General features: G+C 71.8%; 20 protein-coding genes. 8 read left to right on the top strand and 12 right to left on the bottom strand.

Annotated features, from left to right (window positions below; translation table 11 throughout):
• Positions 1-28 precede the first annotated feature (28 nt).
• Complete coding sequence (locus tag AC0QU1_RS02650; RefSeq protein ID WP_483574114.1) at positions 29-925, top strand: HhH-GPD family protein; 897 nt, start codon at positions 29-31, stop codon at positions 923-925.
• Positions 926-1,118: 193 nt separating this feature from the next.
• Here AC0QU1_RS02650 and AC0QU1_RS02645 read toward each other — a convergent pair whose 3' ends face one another.
• A complete protein-coding gene (locus tag AC0QU1_RS02645; RefSeq protein WP_483574112.1) occupies positions 1,119-1,649 on the bottom strand; it encodes an amino-acid N-acetyltransferase in 531 nt (176 codons plus the stop codon).
• A gap of 202 nt (positions 1,650-1,851) precedes the next feature.
• Here AC0QU1_RS02645 and AC0QU1_RS02640 point away from each other — a divergent pair, with 202 nt between their 5' ends.
• The 3 genes from AC0QU1_RS02640 (at position 1,852) to glpK (ending at position 6,001) form a co-directional block, all read left to right on the top strand.
• Positions 1,852-3,597 carry a glycerol-3-phosphate dehydrogenase/oxidase gene (locus tag AC0QU1_RS02640; protein WP_483574111.1) on the top strand — a complete coding sequence of 582 codons (1,746 nt, stop codon included), beginning with the start codon at positions 1,852-1,854 and terminating at the stop codon, positions 3,595-3,597.
• 106 nt (positions 3,598-3,703) lie between these two features.
• Entirely contained in the window at positions 3,704-4,435 is a 732-nt protein-coding gene (locus tag AC0QU1_RS02635) for an MIP/aquaporin family protein (protein WP_483574110.1), read from the top strand.
• Between the two features lie 51 nt (positions 4,436-4,486).
• On the top strand, positions 4,487-6,001 hold the full coding sequence (gene glpK / locus AC0QU1_RS02630) for a glycerol kinase GlpK (RefSeq protein WP_483574108.1): 1,515 nt from the start codon (positions 4,487-4,489) through the stop codon (positions 5,999-6,001).
• 318 nt (positions 6,002-6,319) lie between these two features.
• On the opposite strand, the gene AC0QU1_RS02625 is transcribed toward glpK, so the two are convergent.
• The 3 genes from AC0QU1_RS02625 to AC0QU1_RS02615 form a co-directional block, all read right to left on the bottom strand.
• Positions 6,320-6,913, bottom strand: coding sequence for a TetR/AcrR family transcriptional regulator (locus AC0QU1_RS02625; protein WP_483574107.1), 594 nt, complete (start codon positions 6,911-6,913; stop codon positions 6,320-6,322).
• Positions 6,897-7,646, bottom strand: coding sequence for a YqeB family protein (locus AC0QU1_RS02620; RefSeq protein ID WP_483574105.1), 750 nt, complete (start codon positions 7,644-7,646; stop codon positions 6,897-6,899). The genes AC0QU1_RS02625 and AC0QU1_RS02620 overlap by 17 nt, the downstream gene beginning before the upstream one ends.
• Positions 7,647-7,764: 118 nt before the next feature.
• Positions 7,765-8,103: a nucleotidyltransferase family protein gene (locus AC0QU1_RS02615; RefSeq protein WP_483574104.1), complete on the bottom strand. Its 339-nt coding sequence runs from the start codon at positions 8,101-8,103 to the stop codon at positions 7,765-7,767.
• Between the two features lie 324 nt (positions 8,104-8,427).
• Between AC0QU1_RS02615 and AC0QU1_RS02610 the strand changes: the two genes are divergently transcribed.
• Positions 8,428-9,495, top strand: coding sequence for a Fic family protein (locus AC0QU1_RS02610; RefSeq protein WP_483574103.1), 1,068 nt, complete (start codon positions 8,428-8,430; stop codon positions 9,493-9,495).
• Positions 9,496-9,511: 16 nt separating this feature from the next.
• Positions 9,512-10,810 carry an alpha/beta fold hydrolase gene (locus tag AC0QU1_RS02605; protein ID WP_483574102.1) on the top strand — a complete coding sequence of 433 codons (1,299 nt, stop codon included), beginning with the start codon at positions 9,512-9,514 and terminating at the stop codon, positions 10,808-10,810.
• Positions 10,811-10,997: 187 nt separating this feature from the next.
• On the opposite strand, the gene AC0QU1_RS02600 is transcribed toward AC0QU1_RS02605, so the two are convergent.
• The 3 genes from AC0QU1_RS02600 to AC0QU1_RS02590 form a co-directional block, all read right to left on the bottom strand.
• Positions 10,998-12,365 (bottom strand): phosphoinositide-specific phospholipase C-related protein, encoded by a 1,368-nt coding sequence (locus AC0QU1_RS02600; protein WP_483574101.1) that lies wholly within the window; start codon positions 12,363-12,365, stop codon positions 10,998-11,000.
• A 155-nt stretch (positions 12,366-12,520) separates the two neighbouring features.
• A complete protein-coding gene (locus AC0QU1_RS02595) occupies positions 12,521-13,249 on the bottom strand; it encodes a hypothetical protein (protein WP_483574100.1) in 729 nt (242 codons plus the stop codon).
• Positions 13,250-13,474: 225 nt separating this feature from the next.
• Positions 13,475-15,019, bottom strand: a complete 1,545-nt coding sequence (locus AC0QU1_RS02590; RefSeq protein ID WP_483574099.1) for a helix-turn-helix domain-containing protein — start codon at positions 15,017-15,019, stop codon at positions 13,475-13,477.
• Positions 15,020-15,217: 198 nt separating this feature from the next.
• On the opposite strand from AC0QU1_RS02590, the gene AC0QU1_RS02585 reads away from it, so the two are divergent.
• Complete coding sequence (locus tag AC0QU1_RS02585) at positions 15,218-17,152, top strand: phosphoenolpyruvate carboxykinase (GTP) (protein WP_483574098.1); 1,935 nt, start codon at positions 15,218-15,220, stop codon at positions 17,150-17,152.
• A gap of 204 nt (positions 17,153-17,356) precedes the next feature.
• Here the strand turns inward: AC0QU1_RS02585 and AC0QU1_RS02580 are convergent, their stop codons facing one another.
• Positions 17,357-17,830 carry a hypothetical protein gene (locus tag AC0QU1_RS02580; RefSeq protein ID WP_483574097.1) on the bottom strand — a complete coding sequence of 158 codons (474 nt, stop codon included), beginning with the start codon at positions 17,828-17,830 and terminating at the stop codon, positions 17,357-17,359.
• 245 nt (positions 17,831-18,075) lie between these two features.
• Here AC0QU1_RS02580 and AC0QU1_RS02575 point away from each other — a divergent pair, with 245 nt between their 5' ends.
• Positions 18,076-18,555 carry a tRNA (cytidine(34)-2'-O)-methyltransferase gene (locus AC0QU1_RS02575; RefSeq protein ID WP_483576618.1) on the top strand — a complete coding sequence of 160 codons (480 nt, stop codon included), beginning with the start codon at positions 18,076-18,078 and terminating at the stop codon, positions 18,553-18,555.
• A gap of 198 nt (positions 18,556-18,753) precedes the next feature.
• Here the strand turns inward: AC0QU1_RS02575 and AC0QU1_RS02570 are convergent, their stop codons facing one another.
• Genes AC0QU1_RS02570 through AC0QU1_RS02555 form a run of 4 tightly spaced genes read right to left on the bottom strand, consistent with a single transcriptional unit; the run spans position 18,754 to position 21,056 of the window.
• A complete protein-coding gene (locus AC0QU1_RS02570) occupies positions 18,754-19,104 on the bottom strand; it encodes a type II toxin-antitoxin system PemK/MazF family toxin (RefSeq protein WP_483574096.1) in 351 nt (116 codons plus the stop codon).
• Positions 19,091-19,324, bottom strand: coding sequence for a ribbon-helix-helix domain-containing protein (locus AC0QU1_RS02565; RefSeq protein WP_483574095.1), 234 nt, complete (start codon positions 19,322-19,324; stop codon positions 19,091-19,093). The genes AC0QU1_RS02570 and AC0QU1_RS02565 overlap by 14 nt, the downstream gene beginning before the upstream one ends.
• 56 nt (positions 19,325-19,380) lie before the next feature.
• Positions 19,381-20,049, bottom strand: a complete 669-nt coding sequence (locus AC0QU1_RS02560; RefSeq protein WP_483574094.1) for a ThuA domain-containing protein — start codon at positions 20,047-20,049, stop codon at positions 19,381-19,383.
• A gap of 35 nt (positions 20,050-20,084) precedes the next feature.
• Entirely contained in the window at positions 20,085-21,056 is a 972-nt protein-coding gene (locus tag AC0QU1_RS02555) for an NAD(P)-dependent alcohol dehydrogenase (protein ID WP_483574093.1), read from the bottom strand.
• Between the last annotated feature and the right edge of the window lie 4 nt (positions 21,057-21,060).

Raw genomic sequence — 21,060 nt, 5'->3', positions numbered from 1 at the left:
GCGAACCCGTGCGGCAGGATGAGTCCCCGTGACAGCACTGGAGGCGACGCGACGCACCGCCGTGCGTTCCGGCGTCGTGCGGTGGTTCGACGGCGCCGCGCGCGACCTGCCCTGGCGGTCGCCCGACCGCACGGCGTGGGGCGTGCTGGTCAGCGAGGTCATGCTGCAGCAGACCCCCGTCGTGCGGGTCGAACCCGCCTGGCGCGCCTGGCTGGAGCAGTGGCCGACGCCGGCCGACCTGGCGCGGGCTCCCACCGCCGACGTGCTGCGCGCCTGGGGCCGCCTCGGCTACCCGCGCCGTGCGCTCCGCCTCCAGGAGTGCGCCAGGGCGATCGTCGAGCGGCACGACGGCGTGGTGCCGCGCACCGAGGCCGAGCTGCGCGCCCTGCCCGGCATCGGCGAGTACACGGCGGCCGCGGTGCTGGCGTTCGCGTACGGGAAGCGGTCCGTGGTGGTCGACACCAACGTGCGCCGGGTGCTGGCCCGGGTCGTCGGCGGAGCGGCGCTACCCGCGCCGTCGTACACCGCCGCCGAACGTGCGCTGGCGACGGCGCTCGCCCCCGACGGCGACGCCGACGCCGCGCGCTGGGCGGCCGCCTCGATGGAGCTGGGCGCGCTGGTCTGCACTGCCAAGGCGCCGAAGTGCGGTGCCTGTCCGGTGGCCGGGCTGTGCGCGTGGCGGGCCGCGGGCTCACCCCCGGACGCGCACGCCGACAAGCGCCGCACCCAGGCCTGGGTGGGCACCGACCGGCAGGCGCGCGGGCGCGTCATGGCGGAGCTCCGGCAGGCGGCGGAGCCGGTGGACCGCGCCCTGCTCGCGGGCCTCTGGTCCGACCAGCCGCAGCTCGACCGCGCGATCGCCGGCCTGGTCGAGGACGGCCTCGCCGAGCAGGACGAGGCCGGCCGCCTCCACCTGCCACGGTAGGGCTCCGGCACAGCCCCAGCCGGTCCGGCCACTCCGGCCCAGCCGGCCAGTCCCGTCGGCCAGTCCGGCCACTCCGGCCCAGCCGGCCAGTCCCGTCGGCCAGTCCGGCCACTCCGGCCCAGCCGGCGCTGCGACACGGCCGAGCCCTACGGCCGATGAGGTCGGCCGCCCCAGGTGGACCGCACCAGCCCCGTCAGAGCTCCAGCAGCATCCGGGAGTTGCCCAGCGTGTTGGGCTTCACGCGCGCCAGGTCGAGGAACTCGGCCACACCCTCGTCGTAGGAACGCAGCAGCTCCGCGTACACGTCCGGCGTCACGGGCGTGCCGTCGATCTCGCGGAACCCGTGCGCCGCGAAGAAGCCGACCTCGAAGGTCAGGCAGAACACACGCCGCAGCCCGAGCGCCCGCGCCCGCTCGACCAGCGCCTCCAGCAAGGCGTGCCCCACCTTGCGGCCGCGCCAGTCGCGGTGCACCGCGAGCGTGCGCACCTCGGCGAGGTCGTCCCACATCACGTGCAGCGCCCCGCAGCCGACGACGGCGCCTTCCGGCGAGCCGGGGTCGACGGCGACCAGGAACTCCTGGACCGCCTCGTAGTACCCCACCATCTCGTACGGCCGCAGGATGCGCTCCTGGCTGAGCGGCTCGACGAGGTCGCGGATCGTGCGCACGTCGGCGGGGAGGGCGGGCCGGATCACGGGCGCGGCCGGCGCCCCGGGTGTCGTCACGGCGACACACTACGGCCGGGCACGGCCGCAGCGCCCGCAGCGCCCACCGGACGAGCGCCATCGGAAGAGCGCCCACCGGACGGGTGCCCACCAGGCGAGCCGAGCAGACGAAACGAAGGTGTGAGCAAGAGAATCTCGCGACACACCGCCGCAGGCAGGGCAAAGTCTTGCCAAGTCACGGAATGCGTGGTGAGTTTGGCGCATGGCATCGACACGGCTGACCGCAGAGGCGAGGACGCAGGCGCTGGCTGCGCTGGAAGCCAGTGTCAGCCCCTCCGCAGAGCTCGACGTGCTGGTGATCGGGGGTGGTGTCACGGGCGCCGGCATCGCCCTTGACGCGGTCACCCGCGGGTTGTCCACCGCCGTCGTCGAGGCGCAGGACTGGGCGCAGGGCACCTCCAGCCGCAGCAGCAAGCTGGTGCACGGCGGCCTGCGCTACCTGCAGATGCTCGACTTCGAGCTGGTGCACGAGGCCCTCACCGAACGCGACCTCCTGCTGCGGGACCTGGCGCCGCACCTCGTGCGGCCGGTCCCGTTCCTGTACCCGCTGGAGCACCGCGTCTGGGAGCGCGCCTACGTGGGCGCGGGCATCGCGATGTACGACATCCTGGCGACGCTCACGCCCGGCCGCCGCCCCATGCCGTTCCACCGGCACCTGAGCAAGAACCGGATGGAGGCCAAGTTCCCGGACCTGGCGCACGACGCCGCCGTCGGCGCCGTCCAGTACTGGGACGCCTCGGTCGACGACGCCCGCCTGGTCGCCACCCTGATCCGCACCGCCGCCAGCTACGGCGCCCACGCCGCGAGCCGCACCCAGGTGGTCAGCCTGACGCAGGGCGCGACGGGCGCGGTGAACGGCGCGGTCATCGTGGACCTCGAGACCGGCCAGGAGATCACCGTGCGGGCGCGCGCGGTGATCAACGCGACCGGGGTGTGGACGGAGGAGACCGAGGCCCTCGCGGGTTCGGAGGGCGGGCTGCGCGTGCTCGCCAGCAAGGGCGTGCACCTCATCGTTCCGCGCGAGCGGATCCGCGGCCACGCGGGCCTGATCCTGCAGACCGAGAAGTCGGTGCTGTTCGTCATCCCGTGGAGCCGGTACTGGATCATCGGCACCACCGACACGCACTGGAGCCTCGACCCGACGCACCCGGTGGCCACCAGCGCCGACATCGACTACGTGCTCGACCACGCCAACGCCGTGCTCGCGCACCCCCTGACCAGGGAAGACATCATCGGCACGTACGCGGGCCTGCGCCCGCTGCTCCAGCCGGGCACCAAGGCGGGCACGAGCAGCGCGAAGGTCAGCCGCGAGCACACCGTCGCGTCGCCGATGCCCGGGCTCACCGTCATCGCGGGCGGCAAGCTCACGACGTACCGGATCATGGCCAAGGACGCCGTCGACTTCGCGATCGGGCAGCGCGCCGCCGCGCTCCCGTCGATCACGCACCAGATCCCGCTCACCGGCGCCGTCGGCCTGCGCGCCGTGCAGCGCCAGGCGCGCACGTGGGGCAAGCGGTTCGGCTGGTCTCCCCCGCTGATCGACCACCTGCTGCACCGGTACGGCGCCAACCTCGCCGAGATCGTCGAGCTGTGCGACGCCGACCCGTCGCTCGCCCAGCCGCTCGAACATGCGGCCGCCTACCTGCGCGCCGAGGTGTACTACGCGGTGAGCCACGAGGGCGCCCTCCACCTCGAGGACGTGCTCGCGCACCGCACGCGGCTGGTCTACGAGGTCCCGGACCGCGGCACGGCGGCGGCGGAAGAGGTGGCGGCCGTCGTCGGCCCGCTGCTCGGCTGGGACGCCTCCGACGCCGAACGCGAGGTGCGCGCGTGGGAGGCGCGCATCGAGGCGGAACGCCACGCCGAGGAGGCACCAGACGACGAGGCCGCCGAACGGGCGCGCCTGACCACACCGGACGTCGCGGCCATGCAGCCGCTTCGACACTAAGGAAACCAAGAGAAACCAACTATCAAGCGCCGACGGGCCGCCCCAGGGGAGCCGCCGGATTCACCTCCGTACGCCGACAGAGTGGTCGGCAGAGAGCGAGTCAGCGATGAACGCATTCACGGACATCATGGTGCCGGAGTTCCTCGGGACGATGATCCTGATCCTCGGCGGCGCCGGCGTCGTGGCCAACGCCATCCTCCCCCGGAACAAGGGGTTCAACGGCGGCTGGCTGATGATCAACTTCGGGTGGGGGCTCGCCGTCTTCGCCGGTGTGTTCGTGTCCATGGCGTCGGGCGCGCACATCAACCCCGCCGTGACGCTCGGCATCCTCTCCAGCGGGGCCGAGGAGTTCGCCGAGGGGATCCCCGCCAACTTCGTCAACCTGCTCGTCTACTGGGTCGCGCAGCTCCTCGGCGCCTTCGTGGGCGCCGTCCTCGCGTACCTGGCGTACAAGCAGCACTTCGACCAGGAGGCCGACCCCGCCGTCAAGCTCGGCGTCTTCTCGACGGGGCCGGAGATCCGCTCGTACACGTGGAACCTCGTCACCGAGGTCATCGGTACGTTCATGCTGGTCTTCGTCATCCTGTCGTTCGGCAACTGGCCGGGCGACCTGGGTCCGCTGGCCGCTGCCCTCCTGGTGCTCGGCATCGGCGCGAGCCTCGGCGGCCCCACGGGGTACGCCATCAACCCGGCCCGTGACTTCGGCCCGCGCATCGCCCACTTCGTGCTGCCCATCCCGGGCAAGGGCTCCAGCGACTGGGCCTACTCGTGGGTCCCGGTGGTCGGCCCGCTGGTCGGCGGCGCGCTGGGCGGCCTGCTGGCCGCCGCAGTCGCGTAGGCCCGCCGTTCCTCGACCCAGACTCGACACAGACAAGGGAGTCAAGAACCGATGGCTGACTACGTACTCGCGATCGACCAGGGCACCACGAGCACCCGGGCGATCGTCTTCAACCACGCCGGGACCATCGTGTCCAGCGGCCAGCTCGAGCACGACCAGGTCTTTCCAAAGGCCGGCTGGGTCGAGCACAAGCCGGACCAGATCTGGGACAACACCCGCCAGGTCGTCGGACTCGCGCTGACCAGGGCGAACATCAACCACAGCGACCTCGCCGCCGTCGGCATCACGAACCAGCGCGAGACCACCGTCGTGTGGGACAGGACGACCGGCAAGCCGGTCTACAACGCCATCGTGTGGCAGGACACGCGGACGCAGGCGATCGTCGACGAGCTCGCCGGGTCGGACGGGCCGGACAAGTACAAGTCGGTCGTCGGCCTGCCGCTGGCCACCTACTTCTCCGGTCCCAAGGTGAAGTGGATCCTCGACAACGTCGAGGGCGCCCGCGGGGCCGCCGAGCGCGGCGACCTGCTGTTCGGCAACACCGACGCGTGGGTCCTGTGGAACATGACCGGCGGGGTCGACGGCGGCGTGCACGTCACCGACGTCACCAACGCCTCCCGCACCATGCTCATGGACCTCGACACCCTGTCCTGGCGCGAGGACATCGCCGCCGACATGGGCATCCCGCTGTCGATGCTCCCCGAGATCCGCTCCTCCTCCGAGGTGTACGGGCACGGGCGGCCGCGCGGCATGGTGCCGGGTGTGCCCATCGCGGGCATCCTCGGCGACCAGCAGGCGGCGACGTTCGGGCAGGCCTGCTTCGACGTCGGCACCGCGAAGAACACCTACGGCACCGGCAACTTCATGCTGCTCAACACCGGCACGGAGAAGGTGCCGTCCGAGAACGGCCTGCTCACCACGGTCTGCTACAAGATCGGCGACGCGGCACCGATCTACGCGCTCGAAGGCTCCATCGCCGTCACCGGCTCGCTGGTCCAGTGGCTCCGCGACAACCTGGGCATGTTCACCGATGCGCCCGACGTCGAGTGGCTCGCCCGCAAGGTCGAGGACAACGGCGGCGCCTACTTCGTGCCGGCCTTCTCCGGCCTGTTCGCGCCGTACTGGCGGCCCGACGCGCGCGGCGCCCTCGTTGGCCTGACCCGGTACGTCAACCGGAACCACATCGCGCGGGCCGCGCTGGAGGCCACGGCGTACCAGACCCGCGAGGTCATGGACGCCATGAAGGCCGACTCCGGCGTCGAGCTCACCGAGCTCAAGGTCGACGGCGGCATGGTCGCCAACGAGCTGCTCATGCAGTTCCAGGCCGATCAGCTCGGCGTCGACGTCGTCCGGCCCGTGGTCGCCGAGACCACGGCGCTCGGCGCGGCGTACGCGGCGGGCATCGCCGTCGGCTTCTGGAAGGGGGAGTCGGACGTCACGGCGAACTGGGCCGAGGACCGGCGGTGGTCGCCCGCCATGGGGGACGACGACCGGGAGCGGCTGTACCGGAGCTGGAAGAAGGCGGTGACGAAGACGTTCGACTGGGTGGACTCGGACGTCTCGTAGGTTGTCTCGGGTGCTTCGGTTGCGTCTTCAGTTCGGGCGCTTCGGTTGCGTCCTCAGTTCGGGTGCTTCGGTTGCGTCCGCGGAGGGCAAGGAAGGCCCTGTCCGGCAGCGTTCACGCGCCCCAGGGGGCGCTCCACTTCGGGAAAAGATACTGCCGGACAGGGCCTTCCTTGCCCTCCGCTCCGTGCTTACGTCGCCTTCTCGGCGGGCTCGTCCACCCAGGAGTCTGGGGACGGGGATCTGGGGACAAGGACCCGGGGACAGGACCCAGGGACAAGGACCCGGGGACTGGCGGAAGGGGCGACAGGTCAGGACCGGTCAGGGGGCTAGGAAGCGGCGGGCCGTTTCTACGAGGGTTGGCTTTTCGGCCTGGGCCGTGAAGTCTTCGTCTACCGCTACTCGTTCCAGGAAGCCGTCGGTCAGGAGGTAGAGCCAGGACGTGATTCGGGCCGGCGTCAGGTCGGTGCGGATCTCGCCCGCCCGCTGGGCCTTCTCCACCCACGGCAGGATCAGGGCGCGCTGGGCCTGGGTGTCCTCGGCGAGCTTTGCCGCGACGTCGGGCTGGTGCATGACGCCGGCCACCGCGCGGACGAAGCCCGGTATCCGCGGGTCCGCGGCGTCGTCGGCGCCCTGGGCGACGATGTCGAGGAGGACGCCGAGCGGGTCGGTCCGGTCCGCGTAGGCGGCCTCGGCCTCGCGGACCTCCTGGATGCCGATCGTCAGGATCGCCAGGAGGAGGTCCAGCTTGGTCGGGAAGTAGTGGAAGAACGTGCCCGACCCGATGCCCGCCTGCCGGCAGATCGCGGCGGTCGTGGTGCCGTCGTACCCGTGCTCGGCGAAGACCGTGAGGGCCGCGTCGATGATGACGAGCCTGCGCGCCTCGTGGCGCGCCGGGTCAACGGTCCGCGCCACGCGCGTCCTTGTCGGCCCGCCGGTTGCTGGCCTGGCCGCGGGCCGGATTGCCGGACGGCGCCGTCCGGCGCACCTGGATCCGATCGTCCCGGACACGCGCGACCAGTCCGAGCGCGGCCAGGTCCTCGTCCGCCTTGCGGCACGCGTCGGCGTCCTTGCGCTCCGCGAGCCGACGGCGTAGCACCTCGTGCTCGGCCGCCGTGAAGCCCGGCCGCCCGTCGACCCAGCGCTCGAACTCCTGCTCGTGCGGGTCCTCGTCGTGCCACGGCCAGCGATGCGCCCGCAGGGCGTCGACGACGGCGGAGCGCGAGAGCGTGTCGGTGTCGAGGCGGGCGCGCAGGCCGCCGTCGGGCCGCAGGAGCACCAGGTACCGCGTGTCGCGGAACGCGGCGCCGACGTCGGACCGCTCGATCCACACCTCGCGCTCCTCCTGCGCGTGCTCGAGGTGGTCGTCCGCGACGGTGAGCCGGGGCGCCTCTCCCACGGTCATGAACGCGAGGAAAGCGCCGCCGAACAGCCCGAGCCCACCCAGGATGCCGAGCGACCACGGCAGCGTGAGCGTCCCGATCACCCGGACCACGCCCGGCGTGGGCAGCGGCGTCGCTTCGATCAGGTCGACCAGGCCCCGCGCCAGCGCGGGCGCGAACCAGCCCAGCACGAGGCCGATCGCGAGCGTGCCCAGGCCGAGCAGAGCCGGTAGTGCCGGGTGTTGGCGCACCTCTGTGATCGTCATGCCTCAATTATTAGAGCAGCGACTCCACTAATGCAACGAATCACCGTCGGTCAGCTCCCCGACCATCCAGGGCACGCGCTTCTCCAGGGCGCGCCACACGAGCTCGTCGTCGACGCCTTCACCGTCGCCGATACAGCGATACCACCTGCGATAGCGGCACCGCTTCGGCCTCCGCACGCACAAGGGCAGGTCCGCGCGCATCGTCCGAAACCACGTCCACGTGCACGCCGAGCGCTTCCTCGAGCGCCTCGGTCAGCAGGGCTTTGTCGAAGATGTCGAAGTCCGGCGGGGTCGTGACCAGCAGGTCGACATCCGACTCCACCGTGTCCTCACCTCGCGCCACGGAACCGAAGATGCGCGGGTTGGTCACGTGGTGCCGAGCCAGCACTTCCAGGACGTGCGCGAGTGCACTCTCCAGCAAGATCGAAGGCCGGAGATCGCTTCCGTCGTTCCCCATGCCCACCACCATCGACCAGCGATCGGCACTCTCGGGACCGGACAGCACCCGGAGCAGCCCGGTCGCACCATCCCAGACAGATCCTTCAATGCCGGCTCTCCTTGTTGAAGGCTACCGTCATAGCCTTCAACAAAGAGGCCACTTGTTGAAGGCTGGTGCGATAGCCTTCAACAAGGAGAGGCGGTGTTGAAGGATATGAGTGAGCCGACGGCGGCACGATGGCCCGCGATCACAAGGGAACCCCGCGAGTGGACCGCCGCGCGGGACGACGGACACCTTGACGTCTGGCAGCGGCATCGGTTCTCCCGCCCATACCAGGCAGCCGTGCTTCCGCAGATCGCGAAACTCGTCCCGCGGCTGTCCGACGCAACAGCTGCGGAGGCCGAGAAGGCCACAGCGGACATCGCCCGCTTCGATGCGCAGATGGCCGCGCTGCCTGTCACGATGCCCGCCGTGCTGCTGCGCTCGGAGTCGTCGTCCAGCTCGCAGATCGAACACCTGACGGCGAACGCTCGTAATCTCGCGATGGCAAGCCTGGGCGTCGGAGCGAAACAGAACGCCGAGCTCGTCGCTGCCAATGTTCGTGCAATGACTGAGGCACTCCGTATCGGTGACGCCGTGACACCCGAGTCGATCCTCGCGATCCACCGAGCCCTGCTGTCGTCGTCGGACCTCGACGTCGCCGGGCATTGGCGATCCGAACAGGTCTGGGTGGGGTCGAGCGCCCTGAGCCCGCACGACGCCGATTTCATTCCACCGCACCACGAGCGACTCGAGGAGACTCTCGCCGATCTGACCGCTTTCGCCGCGCGGGACGACATCCCTGCGCTCGTACATGCGGCACTCGTGCACGCCCAGTTCGAGACCATCCATCCCTTTGTCGATGGCAACGGCCGCACTGGACGTGTTCTGCTGCAGTCCGTGCTGCGTCGACACGGCCTCATCCGGACCACCACGGTGCCTGTCTCAGCCGGCCTCCTGCGCGATCCGGAGCGGTACTTCGATGCCCTGACCGCATATCGGGCCGGCGACCCTGATCCGATAGTGGTCCAGGTCGCCGAAGCGGCACTCCTCGCCACCGATAACGGTCGCCGGCTCGCCCGCGACGTCGTCGGCATCCGCACCTCCTGGCTTTCGCAGATCGCGGCACGGTCCGACTCGGCGGCGTGGCGACTAGCCGACGCCCTATTCGCGCAGCCCGTCGTCAATGCCGATTACGTCGCAACCACGTTGGACGTCACCGACCGGGCCGCGCGCAACGCCATCGCCGTTCTTGAGCGAGACGGCATCCTCTCCCCAACCACCTCCCAGCTACGGCGTCGGGTGTGGCAGGCGTCGTCGGTACTGACGGCAATGGACGCCTTCGCAAAGCGCGCTGGTCGCCGAGCCTGAGCGATAGCGTGACCCCGTGCCCATCAGCTACACCCTTCCCGGCGTCCATGTCACCGACCACTCCGTCGACGTACCGCTCGACTGGTCCCGGCCCGACGACTGGTCCACGATCTCGGTGTTCGCGCGCGAGCTCGTCGACCCCACCCGGCGCACCGAGGACCTGCCGCTGCTCGTGTTCCTCCAGGGCGGCCCCGGCGGCAAGGGGCCGCGTCCCACGGGGCCGGAGGGCTGGCTCGGCACGGCCCTGAAGCGGTTCCGGGTGGTGCTGCTCGACCAGCGCGGCACCGGACGGTCGAGCGCCGTCCGGGCGGCCGCGCTCAACGCCGTCGGCACCCCGGAGCAGCAGGCGGAGTACCTGACGCACTTCCGCGCCGACAGCATCGTGCGCGACGCCGAGCACGTCCGGAAGACGCTGTTCGACGGCCGGCGCTGGACGTCGCTGGGGCAGTCGTACGGCGGCTTCATCACGATGACCTACCTCTCGTTCGCCCCCGAGGGCCTCAACGCGAGCCTCGTGACCGGCGGGCTGCCCGGCCTCACGGCGTCGGCCCGGGAGGTCTACGAGCGCACCCAGCCCCGCGTGATCGCCAAGAACGAGCGGTTCCGCGCGCGCTACCCGCACATCGCGAGGGGCCTGGCTCGCATCGCCGACCGGCTCGCCACTGGCGACGCGACCGAGCCGGGCGGCGACGTCCTCACCGTCCGGCGGTTCCAGACGCTGGGCATGGACTTCGGCATGCAGCCCGGCTTCGAGCGCGTGCACTGGATCCTCGACGAGGCGTTCGACTCTCCGCACGGCGGCCCCCTCAGCGACACGTTCCGTGCCACGGTCGCCGCCGAGACGTCGTTCGCGACCAACCCCCTGTACGCGGTGCTGCACGAGTCGATCTACGCCCAGTCCCACACCGGCCCGACGGCGTGGGCGGCCCAGTCGGTGCGCGACGCCGACCCCGCCTTCGGCGAGGAGGCCCGGCCGCTGCTGATGACCGGCGAGATGATCTACCCCTGGATGTTCGCCGAGATCAACGCCCTGCGGCCGTTCGAGGCCGCCGCGCACGCCCTCGCGAAGCGGCAGGACTGGAGCGACCTGTACGACCTGCGCCGCCTCGCGGACAACGACATCCCGGTCGAGGCGGCGGTGTACTTCGACGACATGTTCGTGGACTCCTCCCTCTCCCTGGAGACGGCGGCGCACGTCGGCAACGTGGCGCCGTGGGTCACCAACGAGTTCGAGCACGACGGGCTGCGCCTCGGCGACGTCCTGCCCCGGCTCCTGGACCGCCTCGACGCGCGCGGCGGCCCCCTCCACGACTGACGACGGCGCGGCGGCCGGGCGGCCGGTCAAGAAAGGTCCGCTTCGAGAATGCGATCAGGCATGGATTCTGGCCCAGAGCCAGGCTTGATCGCGTTCTCGAAGCGGACCCCTTCGGGGTCAGCCTGCCGGACCCTCCCGTCGTCCGGGCGGCGCCGGCCGGCTGTCCGCGGCCGCGGATCCTGCCGGGTCAGTACGTGTACGTGTTCAGCGTGGCGACCGCCGCGGCCGGGTTGCCCAGGTCGTAGCGGTCGACCGCCACGAACGTCGGCTTCTTGCGGGCGGCCGGCTGGCAGAACCGCTGGGCGCGGTTGAGCAGCCGCTCGTTGTCGGTCCGGGCGGTCGCCTCGATGGGGGTGTCCCGGAAGTGGTTCATCACGAACAGCGGCCGGAACCGGCCCCCGGTCTGCGTCAGCGGGATGTTGGTGCCGGCGTCGTACCAGCGGCTGTAGCACGACCAGTCCGACGTGCCGACGCCGGAGCCCATCGACCAGTAGTTCTCGACCGTCCACTCGCGCTGGTACAGCACGCCGAAGCTCTCCCGCGTGAGGCCGGCGGCCTCGTCGGCGGACCGGCTGTGGTCGCTGAAGATCAGCAGCCGGTCGTTGTCGGCGATCAGCCGGGCCATCGTGGGCCACCCGTTCTCGCGCACGCCGGTGAGGTTCGGGCGGTAGAGCACGTCCGACAGCCCCGTGACGCGGCCGAGCTCGCTGCGCAGCACGCCCGGGTCCACGTAGTCCTCGAGGAACACGGTGACGAACTGGTCCGGGTGGGCCGCCAGGAAGTCGACGATCCGCTGCAGGTCGACCCACAGCGCGACCGGCCTGCTGACCAGCGTGCAGCTGTTGTGGCAGAGGATCGCGCCGTCGGGCGTCTGGTGGATGTCGAGCTGGAACCCGCGCACGCCGTCGGCGAGCTGCTGGCTGATGCCGCGGACCTGGTTGGGCACGAGGTTGATGAACGGCGGGGCGAAGCCGCCGTCCACGCCGTTGGCGTACGCGTTGTGCGCGGTGAGGAACGACATCTGGTCCAGCGTGCGCTGGTCCGCGGGCGGCATCGGGTTGGTCACCGGCCCCACCGGCGTGAGGTACCACTCCGCGAGCGGTCCGCTGCCGCCCACGACGAGCTGCGCCGGGTAGTTCTGGCCGGACGGCTTGGCGCCGACGGCGAGGTAGCTCTCGGCGCCGGGCACCTTGAGCCGGTACCGGTCGGCGCCGGCGTCGACGACCTCCCAGGCGGCGTCCGGCCCCGAGCAGCCGACGGTCCTGGCCTGGCCGCCCGAGCGGCCGAGGCAGGTGCCCGCCGCGTCCGTGCTCTCCAGGACGTGCGCCGCTCCGGCGGCCCGGAGCGTCCACTGCTGGTGGTCCTCGTCGCCCTTCGGTCGGTGCTGCTCGACGGCGCCCGCGGCATCCGCCGCATTGAGCCCGGTGGTGGCGCTCTGCACGTAGTAGGCGCCACCGGGCGGCGCGGCTTCGACCGCGGCAAGCGTCGGCGGCACGACGACGGCGGCTGACGCGAGGGCCGCCACGACGGCGAGCAGGACTCGGGAGGTTCTCATCGGCCTGACCTTCCTCGGGGCTGGGCTGCGAGACCGGTCGCACGAACCCCGGCCGGGTGAATCACACCAGCCCGGCGCGGGCGCTGTCATCAGTGGTTTCCCTCACGGCAGGCGAAGGAAAGGCGAACGGCAGGCGACGAGGGACCGTCCCCGGCTCAGCGCAGCGCCGGCACCGACGCGACCACGTACCCGTCCACCTCGACGACGTCGCCGGCCGCGAGCGGCGGGGCTCCCGCCGGGACGCAGAGCGTGACCTGGAAGCCGTCGGTCTGCACGCGCGCGGCGGTGAAGGCCTGGCCCGTGCGGGCGACGGCGCGGTGCTCGACCGCCAGCACGATGCCGGTCAGGCGTGCGAGCGCATCGGTCGAGGCCGCATACGCCCCGGTGGGCTCGAAGACCAGGTCGGGCACGACGCCGTCGGCCCGCCCGCCACCGTCGATGCGCCCGACGCCGTCGGCCCACCCGACGCCGTCGACGCGCCCGACCACCTGAGCGGAGTTGCCCAGCACGACGACGGACGCCGGGCCCTCGACCGGCGGCGGCGCCGAGCCGAGCAGGGCCAGCTCCTCGAGCTGGCAGGCGATCTCGGTGATGACCTCGTCCTGCTGGTTCACGAGCTCGGCGAGCACGAGCCCGCCGTCGACCGCCTGCGGCTCGGAGAGGATGGCGCCAGGCGCCGCGTGGAACGTGGGCGTGACCACGCGCACCAGGTCGCCCTCCGTGGTGATGATCAGGCGCGCGCCGGAGGCGTCGGTCCAGATGTGCACGCCGACCTCGCCGTCCTTGGCGATCGTCTCCGCCTCCGAGCGGGCGGCCGCCACCAGGTCGCGAAAGTCGCTACGTCGCCAGACGTCCAGTCCGATGCAAGCCAGGTTCGATGCCACGGTTGCCTACGCTAACCCGGCGCCGCGCAAACGACTCGGCGAAAATTACACCGTTGTCAGATGTCTCGGCATACGTCGGACCTACCCGGTCAGCCGGGTAGCCCGTACGGTCGACACGGCGCCGTCGGCCAGGGTGCGCGTGGCCCGGCGCAGCGGGCCCCCGGAGTGAGGGCCCACCGCAGCGGGCCGCGCCTCGGCACCCCGTACACCCCGACACGGCGCCCGTCACTCCGGAGCGTGCTTGTCCAGGAACGCGTACACCTCCGCGTCGTCCACGCCGGGGAACGCGCCGCGCGGCAGGGCCGCGAGGATCTGCTGGTGCATGCGCCCGGACGGCCAGGCCTCACCCGCCCAGCGCTCGGCGAGCTCCGGTGCCGGACGCTGGCAGCACGCCGGGTCCGGGCACGTCGAGGCGCGCCGCACCTGCGTGTCCCGCCCGCGGAACCACTTGGCGTGCGCGTACGGCACGCCGACCGTGATCGAGAACGCCCCTGTGCCGCCGTCCGGCCCGCCGACCGGCGACATGGACCCCGTCTGGGTGGAGCACCAGAACGTCCCGGCCGGGGTGTCGGTGTACTGGTAGAACTCGGTGGCCCGGTCGCGCCGCTCGAACGCCTCGCGCGCGGCCCACCGCCGGCAGATGAGCTGCCCCTCGATGGCGCCGGTCACGTCCTGCGGGAACGGCAGGCCGTCGTTGGCGTAGCCCCGGAACAGCGCGCCGTCGGCCCCCACGCGCAGGAAGTGCAGCGGGATGCCGAGGTGGTGCGTGGCGAGGTTGGTGAGCCGCATCGCAGCGGCCTCGTGCGTGATGCCGAAGGCGTCGCGGAAGTCCTCGACCGCCAGGTCGCGGTCGCGCTTACGGGCCTCCAGGAACGGCACCGCCACGAACTGGGGCGCGAGGCAGGCGGCGGCGAAGTAGGTGATCTCGACGCGCTGGCGCAGGAACTCGCCGTAGGAGCGCGGCCGGTCGTGCTCCAGCACGCGGTGCGCGAGCGCCTGCAGCGCCAGCGACCGCAGCCCGTGCCCGCCCGGGGTGGACGCCGGGGGTAGGTAGATGCGGCCGTTGTGCAGGTCGGTCACCGAGCGGGCGGAGCGGGGCAGGTCGTCCACGTGCAGCAGGGTGAAGCCCATCTGCTCCGCCATCCGCGCCACCGTGCGGTGCGTCAGGGCCCCGCCCGTGTACCCGGCGGCCTTGACCATCTGCTCCGCCACCGCCTCGAACTGCGGGTAGTGGTTGTCGCGCGCCTCGCGCTCCAGCCGCAGCTCGGTGTTCGCCCGCCGCGCCTCCTCCGGCGTCGCGATGGCGAGCTGCTCGCGCCGCGCCAGCTCCTCGTGCAGGCCCACGAGCTGTTCGAGCACGGGGATCGGCAGCTTCTGGCTGGGCTTGACGGTGGGCACGCCGAGGGTGGTGAACAGCGGTCCGCGCTGCGCCCGGTCGAGCGCGATCTCCAGGGCCGCGCGGCGCGACGGCGGCTCGGCGCTGAGCAGCTCGCCCATCGGCACGCCGAGCGCCTCAGCGATCGACCGGAGGAGCCCGAGGCGCGGCTCACGCCGTCCGTTCTCCACGAGGGACAGCAGACTCGGGGCCGAGCCCACCTTCTCACCGAGCGCGTCCAGCGTGAGCCCCTGCGCCGTGCGCAGGTGCCGGATGCGGCGCCCCAGGGTGATGAGGTCGGTCTCGCCGCCCGGCTCGCCCGGATCCCCGTGAAACGTCGCGGCGGAACCGGAACGTCGCGCGGACTGGCGCTTCGCCTTGCCCGGGTTCGGCATGTCGCCCTCCGTCCGGTCGGGGTGATGGCCCCGGTCACCCGGGAGACACCCGGGACGGGCCGACAAGAACCCGCTCCTTCACACTACGTGAAGATCAGCGATTCTTGACAGGCCAAGGACTGGAATTCGCGGCGATCCGCACATGAGAGTGGAAGCAAGCCCGCCACCTCGGCCAGCTGTCTGACGATCGGAGCGCACATGTCCGTCCTCGCGAACCCCCGCCGAACCAGGCTCGTCGCCGAGCTCGTCTCCGACGCGGCCACCGACCAGGGCTCCGCCACCGCACCGGAGGCGACCGCGCACCCGGAGGCGACCGCGCACGCCGTACCGCGCGTCGGGCAGCAGGACGTGCGGGCCTGGGTCGCGAGCATCGCCGAGCTGACCCAGCCCGACGACATCGTCTGGTGCGACGGCTCCGCCGAGGAGAAGCAGGGCCTCATCGACCGGATGCTGGCCGCCGGCACCCTGCTCGAGCTGAACCAGGAGAAGCGGCCCGGCTCCTACCTGGCCCGCTCCAACCCGGCCGACGTCGCCCGCGTCGAGTCGCGCACCTTCATCTGCTCGGAGCAGGAGGAGGACGCCGGCCCCACCAACAACTGGGTGCCCCCCGCCGAGATGCGCGCCGAGCTGGAGGGCGTCTTCGAGGGTTCGATGAAGGGCCGCACCATGTACGTGGTGCCGTTCTCCATGGGGCCGGTGGGCGGCCCGATCTCGCAGGTGGGCATCGAGCTCACCGACTCGCCGTACGTCGTGGTGTCGATGCACGTCATGACACGCGTGTCCGCCGCCGTCGTCGACCTCATCGACGCCGGGCAGCAGTGGGTCCCCGCCGTCCACTCGGTGGGCGCCCCGCTGGCCGACGGCGCGGCCGACGTCGCCTGGCCGTGCAACGACACCAAGTACATCGTCCAGTTCCCGGAGACCCGCGAGATCTGGTCGTACGGCTCCGGGTACGGCGGCAACGCCCTGCTGGGCAAGAAGTGCTTCGCGCTGCGGATCGCCTCGGCGATGGCGCGCGACGAGGGCTGGCTCGCCGAGCACATGCTGCTGATCCGCATCACGTCGCCCGAGCAGCGCCAGTACCACCTGGCCGCCGCGTTCCCGAGCGCGTGCGGCAAGACGAACCTCGCGATGCTGCAGCCCACCATCCCGGGCTGGAAGGTCGAGACCCTGGGCGACGACATCGTCTGGATGCGCCCCGGCCCCGACGGCACGCTGCGCGCGATCAACCCGGAGGCCGGCTTCTTCGGCGTCGCGCCGGGTACCGGCATCGACACCAACCCGACCGCCGTCGCGACCTTCGAGCGCGACACCATCTTCACCAACGTCGCTCTGACCGACGACGGCGACGTCTGGTGGGAGGGCCTCACGCCCGAGGCGCCGGCGCACCTGACCGACTGGCAGGGCAACGACTGGACGCCCGCCTCCGAGACCCCTGCGGCGCACCCCAACTCCCGCTTCACGGTGTCCGCTGCTCAGTGCCCCACCATCGCGGACACCTGGGAGGACCCGGCCGGTGTGCCGGTCGACGCGATCGTGTTCGGCGGCCGCCGCGCCACCAACGTGCCGCTCGTGGCCCAGTCGTTCGGCTGGGAGCACGGCGTGTTCATGGGCGCCACCATCTCGTCGGAGCGCACGGCCGCCGCCGAGGGCGCGCTCGGCGAGCTGCGCCGCGACCCCTTCGCGATGCTCCCGTTCTGCGGCTACAACATGGCCGACCACTGGGCGCACTGGCTGAAGGTGGGCGCCGGCATCGAGGAGTCGAAGCGCCCGCGGATCTTCCAGGTCAACTGGTTCCGCAAGGGCGATGACGGCCGCTTCCTGTGGCCGGGGTTCGGCGAGAACTCGCGCGTCATCGAGTGGATAGTCGGCCAGGTCGAGGCGGGCCGCGGCCTGCGGTCCGACGACGCCGCCGTCGCCTCCCCCGTCGGCCTGCTGCCCGCGCCGGGCACGCTGAACCTGGCCGGCATCGAGGTGTCCGACGACGACCTGGCGGCCCTCTTCGACATCCCCACCGAGCCGTGGCTGGCCGAGGCCGAGCTGACCGAGGAGTTCTTCGCCCGGTTCGGTGACCACACGCCGGCCGCGCTGTACGCCCAGCTCGACGCGCTCAAGGAGCGGCTGGCCCACTGACTTCGGGCGGTCGACGGCGCGGCTCTTCCGGGTGGCTGCCCGTCGCGCCGTCGGCCGTCCGAACCACACTCCCCGGCCGGGTTATTGAGGCATCCCGGCCGGGGATCCTCTTGGGCCTCATCCCTTCGAGACCTTGGTTTCTTCGCTTTGAGCAGGTTCAAAGCGAAGAAACCTCGGTCTCGAAAGGTTGCAGCACAGGCCCGATCAGCCGCAGAGGCCCCGGACGGTGGTCGTCCGCCAGGCGCCGCGCCAGTAGATGCCACCCTGCCCGGCGACGCACACGCCGTCGGCGTTGCTGATCACCACGCGGTTGGTCCGGTAGGCCACCGTGGCGCCCGCGCCGACGCTGACGCCGCCGCCCCGCAGGCGGACCGCCGTGTTGGCCACCACGCCCCAGCTCGGGCCGGTGTGCACCGTCACCGCGCACTTGGCGCCGGTGCTGCGGTTGTAGTAGACGTCCAGCCAGGCGACCCGGCGGTCACCGGCGTGGATGCCCTTGTGCGCGATGCGGTCGCCGCAGCCGATCCCCGCCGCGGCCGCCGTCGGCGCCGCCTGGACCGCCGGCAGCGCCGGTGCTGCCGCCGCGGGCACGGCGGCGGTGACGGGCAGCGCAAGGGAGAGCGCGGCCACCAGCGCCATGGTCCGCTTGCCCCAGGGCCCCCGAAGTGCAGTGATCATGTCCGTCTCCTTCGATCGACACGCGTGCCTCTGGCACGCGCGCCCACCGTAGCGACGCCGACCGGGACCCCTCCCGGTGAACGACGGCGGGGTGGTCGCGTGGCGTCCGACCGATCACCGGGGACTTCGGTGCGGACCGCGCGATCCCGGGCTGAGAGGATCGGACCGTGACGCCCGCCGACTCCGCCGCACCGCCGTCGGGCAGCGAGAATGAACCCGTGCCGCACCCCGCTGACGCTCCCGCGCTGCCCGAGCCGCCCCTCGCCCACGTCGTGTACTTCGAACCCCGCATCCCCGGCAACACCGGGTCCGCGATCCGGCTCGCCGCCGTGACCGGCGCACGGCTGCATCTCGTGGAGCCGCTCGGCTTCGACCTCTCGGAGGCCAAGCTGAAGCGTGCGGGCCTCGACTACCACGACCTCGCCGTCATGGACGTGCACCCGTCGCTCGACGTGGCGCTCGACGCCCTGCCCGACGCGCGGGTCTTCGCTTTCACCACGCGCGCGACCACCCGCTACACCGACGTCGAGTACCGCCCGGGCGACGTGCTGCTGTTCGGTCCCGAGCCCACCGGCCTGCCGCCCGAGGCCCTCGGCCACCCGCGCGTCACCGACGAGCTCCGCATCCCGATGCTCCCGGGACGCCGGTCGCTCAACCTGACGAACGCGGCGTCGATAGCGGTCTACGAGGTATGGCGCCAGGCGGGGTTCGCCGACGGGACGTGACGCGGCTGGATAAGCTGAGTGCCGGACGCGTGCGGGCTTGAGGCCTTCGCACCCGGCGCGTGCCCGGCACTCAGCGGCTGGGCGAGATCACGGCGCGCGATGACTTCCAGCACCGAACGGTCATCGTGCCGACGCTGATGATCTCCATGCGGCCCAGCCAACAACCTCAACGCTGGTTGAGGTCAAGCGACCTGTGGATCAGGAGATCCCGAGGTGCACCAACAGAGCGTCGTCGAGCGCCGCGGACTCCTCTGTGGACAGTTTTCCGACACGATTGACCAGACGGGCCATATCAACGGCACGCACCTGCTCCGCCTGCGCTTTGGAGTCAACAGAGAGCCCTGAGCCACGCTTCGAGACCAGTGTCTGGAACGAGTGCACCCGTTTGACGTTGCTCGTCAGTGGCACGATCGTCAGCACCCCACGCCCGAGTCGCCGCGCCGCCGCGTTGTACGCGTCGTTCGACACGATCACCACCGGCCGGACCTTGTTTGCCTCGGAACCGCGCACGGGGTCGAGGTCGGCGTACCAGATCTCACCGCGGTACATCGGACTCCAACCCGTCAGCCACAGTCACGTCCCACACCTCGGCCTCGCCCGAGTCGTACCACTCTGCGATCGCCTGTTCGGCCTCCAGCGTGAGCGCCATCTGTCGAAGCGCACCGATCGCTTCGTGGACTCCGGCGGACCGCGAGCCGAGCCCCTTGTCCACCACATAGTCGTCCAGGAACCGTAGATCCTGCTCCGGAATACTCACACTCACCTTCATACCCTTGATACTACCCCTGGTCTCATGAGCTCCGCCAGAGGTAGTACTCACGGCGCTTACAACAGTAGCCAGGACGCCGCCCGGCGCAGGAGCTCCTGGTGCCCCGCCGAGGCGAACGAGCGCACGTCGTGGCCGAGGGCCGAGTACACGCTGCGGCCGCCGTGCGCGTCGTTGACCCACAGGACGGGGTGCGGCGCGCCGTCGTCGTCCAGGGTGGTGCCGAGGATCCGGGTGCCCGGGGCCACCCGGAGGCGGCAGTACCGCTCGTCGAAGGCCTCGACGTCGGCGAGGCCGTCCGTGACCGGGTGCCTCGGGGCCAGCTCGAAGCGCGCCGTGCCGATCGGCGGGTGCATCGACTCGCCCGGTACCCACCGCCCGCCGAGCACGGCGGGCCAGTCGGGCGCGTCGGAGAACGTGTTCGCCGCCTGGTGCAGGCCGAGCATGGCGCCCCCGGCCCGCGCCCAGCCCGCCAGCCGGGCGTGGAAGCCGGCCCAGTCGTCGTCGGAACCGTCGAAACCCGCGTCCTTGCGGCCCGAGCCGCCGTTGACCACCAGGAGGTCCGCGGAGTCCAGGTCGTCCAGCGCGTCGCGGAAGGTCCCCCGCACCTCGACGGCGGCCAGGTCACCGAGGATGTCGGCCACCGCGTGCGACGTCGCTGCGTGGTCGTGCCAGGGGTCCTCGTAGCGTCCGCGGCCGGAGAGGACGAGGATGCGGCGCTGCGTCATACGGCGATCCTGCCACGACGCCGGATGGCCTCTGCCTACGGCACCACCAGCACCTTGCCCCGCGCCGCTCCCGACTCCAGCCGCCGGAACCCCTCGACGGCGTCGTCGAGCCCGTAGCGCCGGTCGATCCGCGGACGCACCGCGCCGGAGAGCAGCAGCCCCGCCAGCTCGTCGAGGTCGGCCCGCTTGTTCGGCCGCCAGGAGAACGTGCCGATCCGGGTCCCGGTCAGCCCGCCGACCACCGGACCGAGCAGCGCCTTCTCCGCGAGCGAGCTGAGCCGCCGCGCGACCAGCGAGTACCGGCCGCCCCGGGCCAGGCACCGCTGGAACGCGAACACGGACCGGGTGTCGGCGATGTCGAGCACGACGTCGAACCGGCGTCCGCCGCGCGTGATGTCCTCGCGGGTGTAGTCCACCACCTCGTCAGCGCCCAGCTCGCGGAGGAAGTCGAGCTTGTCGCCGTGGTCGACGGCGGTGACCACCCCGCCCCGCGCCCGCGCGATCTGCACCGCGAACGGCCCCACGCAGCCGCCCGCGCCGTTGATCAGCACCCGTTCGCCGGGCCGGATCGGTCCGGTGGCGCGCAGCCCCTGCACGGCGAGCGCACCCGAGTGGGGCGCGGTCGCGGCGTCCTCGAACGAGATGCCGCCGGGGAGTGGAAACAGGGCCGACGCCGGGGCGCACACCCGGTCGGCGAGCGATCCGTGCCCGTGGTCGAACAGGTCGGCCCACACGCGGTCGCCCGGCCGCAGCCCCGTCACGTCCGGCCCGACGGACTCGACGGTCCCCGCGACGTCGAGGCCTACCCCGCCGTTCGTCGGCCGGGCCAGACCCATGGCCAGGCGGGCGATCCGCGGGCGGCCCAGCAGGTGGTCGAGGTCCGCCATGTTCAGCGACGCCGCCCGGACCCGGACCACCACCTCGCCGGGCCTCGGGACAGGCGGCTCGACCGTCGCGATCCGCAGGACGTCGACCGGCCCGTACCGGTCGTGGACCACAGCCCTCATGCCC

It is taken from the genome of Promicromonospora noduliphila (assembly GCF_056951025.1).
Note: the sequence above shows the minus strand (reverse complement) of the source record. Positions and strands in the feature narration are given on the sequence as shown.

What these genes read in the sequence shown, in the direction of transcription:
- AC0QU1_RS02640 (WP_483574111.1), top strand. Translation starts at nt 1,852, where the DNA reads ATGGCATCGACACGGCTGACCGCAGAGGCGAGGACGCAGGCGCTGGCT.
- AC0QU1_RS02635 (WP_483574110.1), top strand. Translation starts at nt 3,704, where the DNA reads ATGAACGCATTCACGGACATCATGGTGCCGGAGTTCCTCGGGACGATG.
- glpK (WP_483574108.1), top strand. Translation starts at nt 4,487, where the DNA reads ATGGCTGACTACGTACTCGCGATCGACCAGGGCACCACGAGCACCCGG.
- AC0QU1_RS02620 (WP_483574105.1), bottom strand. Translation starts at nt 7,646, where the DNA reads ATGACGATCACAGAGGTGCGCCAACACCCGGCACTACCGGCTCTGCTC.
- AC0QU1_RS02615 (WP_483574104.1), bottom strand. Translation starts at nt 8,103, where the DNA reads ATGGGGAACGACGGAAGCGATCTCCGGCCTTCGATCTTGCTGGAGAGT.
- AC0QU1_RS02600 (WP_483574101.1), bottom strand. Translation starts at nt 12,365, where the DNA reads ATGAGAACCTCCCGAGTCCTGCTCGCCGTCGTGGCGGCCCTCGCGTCA.
- AC0QU1_RS02590 (WP_483574099.1), bottom strand. Translation starts at nt 15,019, where the DNA reads ATGCCGAACCCGGGCAAGGCGAAGCGCCAGTCCGCGCGACGTTCCGGT.
- AC0QU1_RS02585 (WP_483574098.1), top strand. Translation starts at nt 15,218, where the DNA reads ATGTCCGTCCTCGCGAACCCCCGCCGAACCAGGCTCGTCGCCGAGCTC.
- AC0QU1_RS02580 (WP_483574097.1), bottom strand. Translation starts at nt 17,830, where the DNA reads ATGATCACTGCACTTCGGGGGCCCTGGGGCAAGCGGACCATGGCGCTG.
- AC0QU1_RS02570 (WP_483574096.1), bottom strand. Translation starts at nt 19,104, where the DNA reads ATGTACCGCGGTGAGATCTGGTACGCCGACCTCGACCCCGTGCGCGGT.
- AC0QU1_RS02565 (WP_483574095.1), bottom strand. Translation starts at nt 19,324, where the DNA reads ATGAAGGTGAGTGTGAGTATTCCGGAGCAGGATCTACGGTTCCTGGAC.
- AC0QU1_RS02560 (WP_483574094.1), bottom strand. Translation starts at nt 20,049, where the DNA reads ATGACGCAGCGCCGCATCCTCGTCCTCTCCGGCCGCGGACGCTACGAG.
- AC0QU1_RS02555 (WP_483574093.1), bottom strand. Translation starts at nt 21,056, where the DNA reads ATGAGGGCTGTGGTCCACGACCGGTACGGGCCGGTCGACGTCCTGCGG.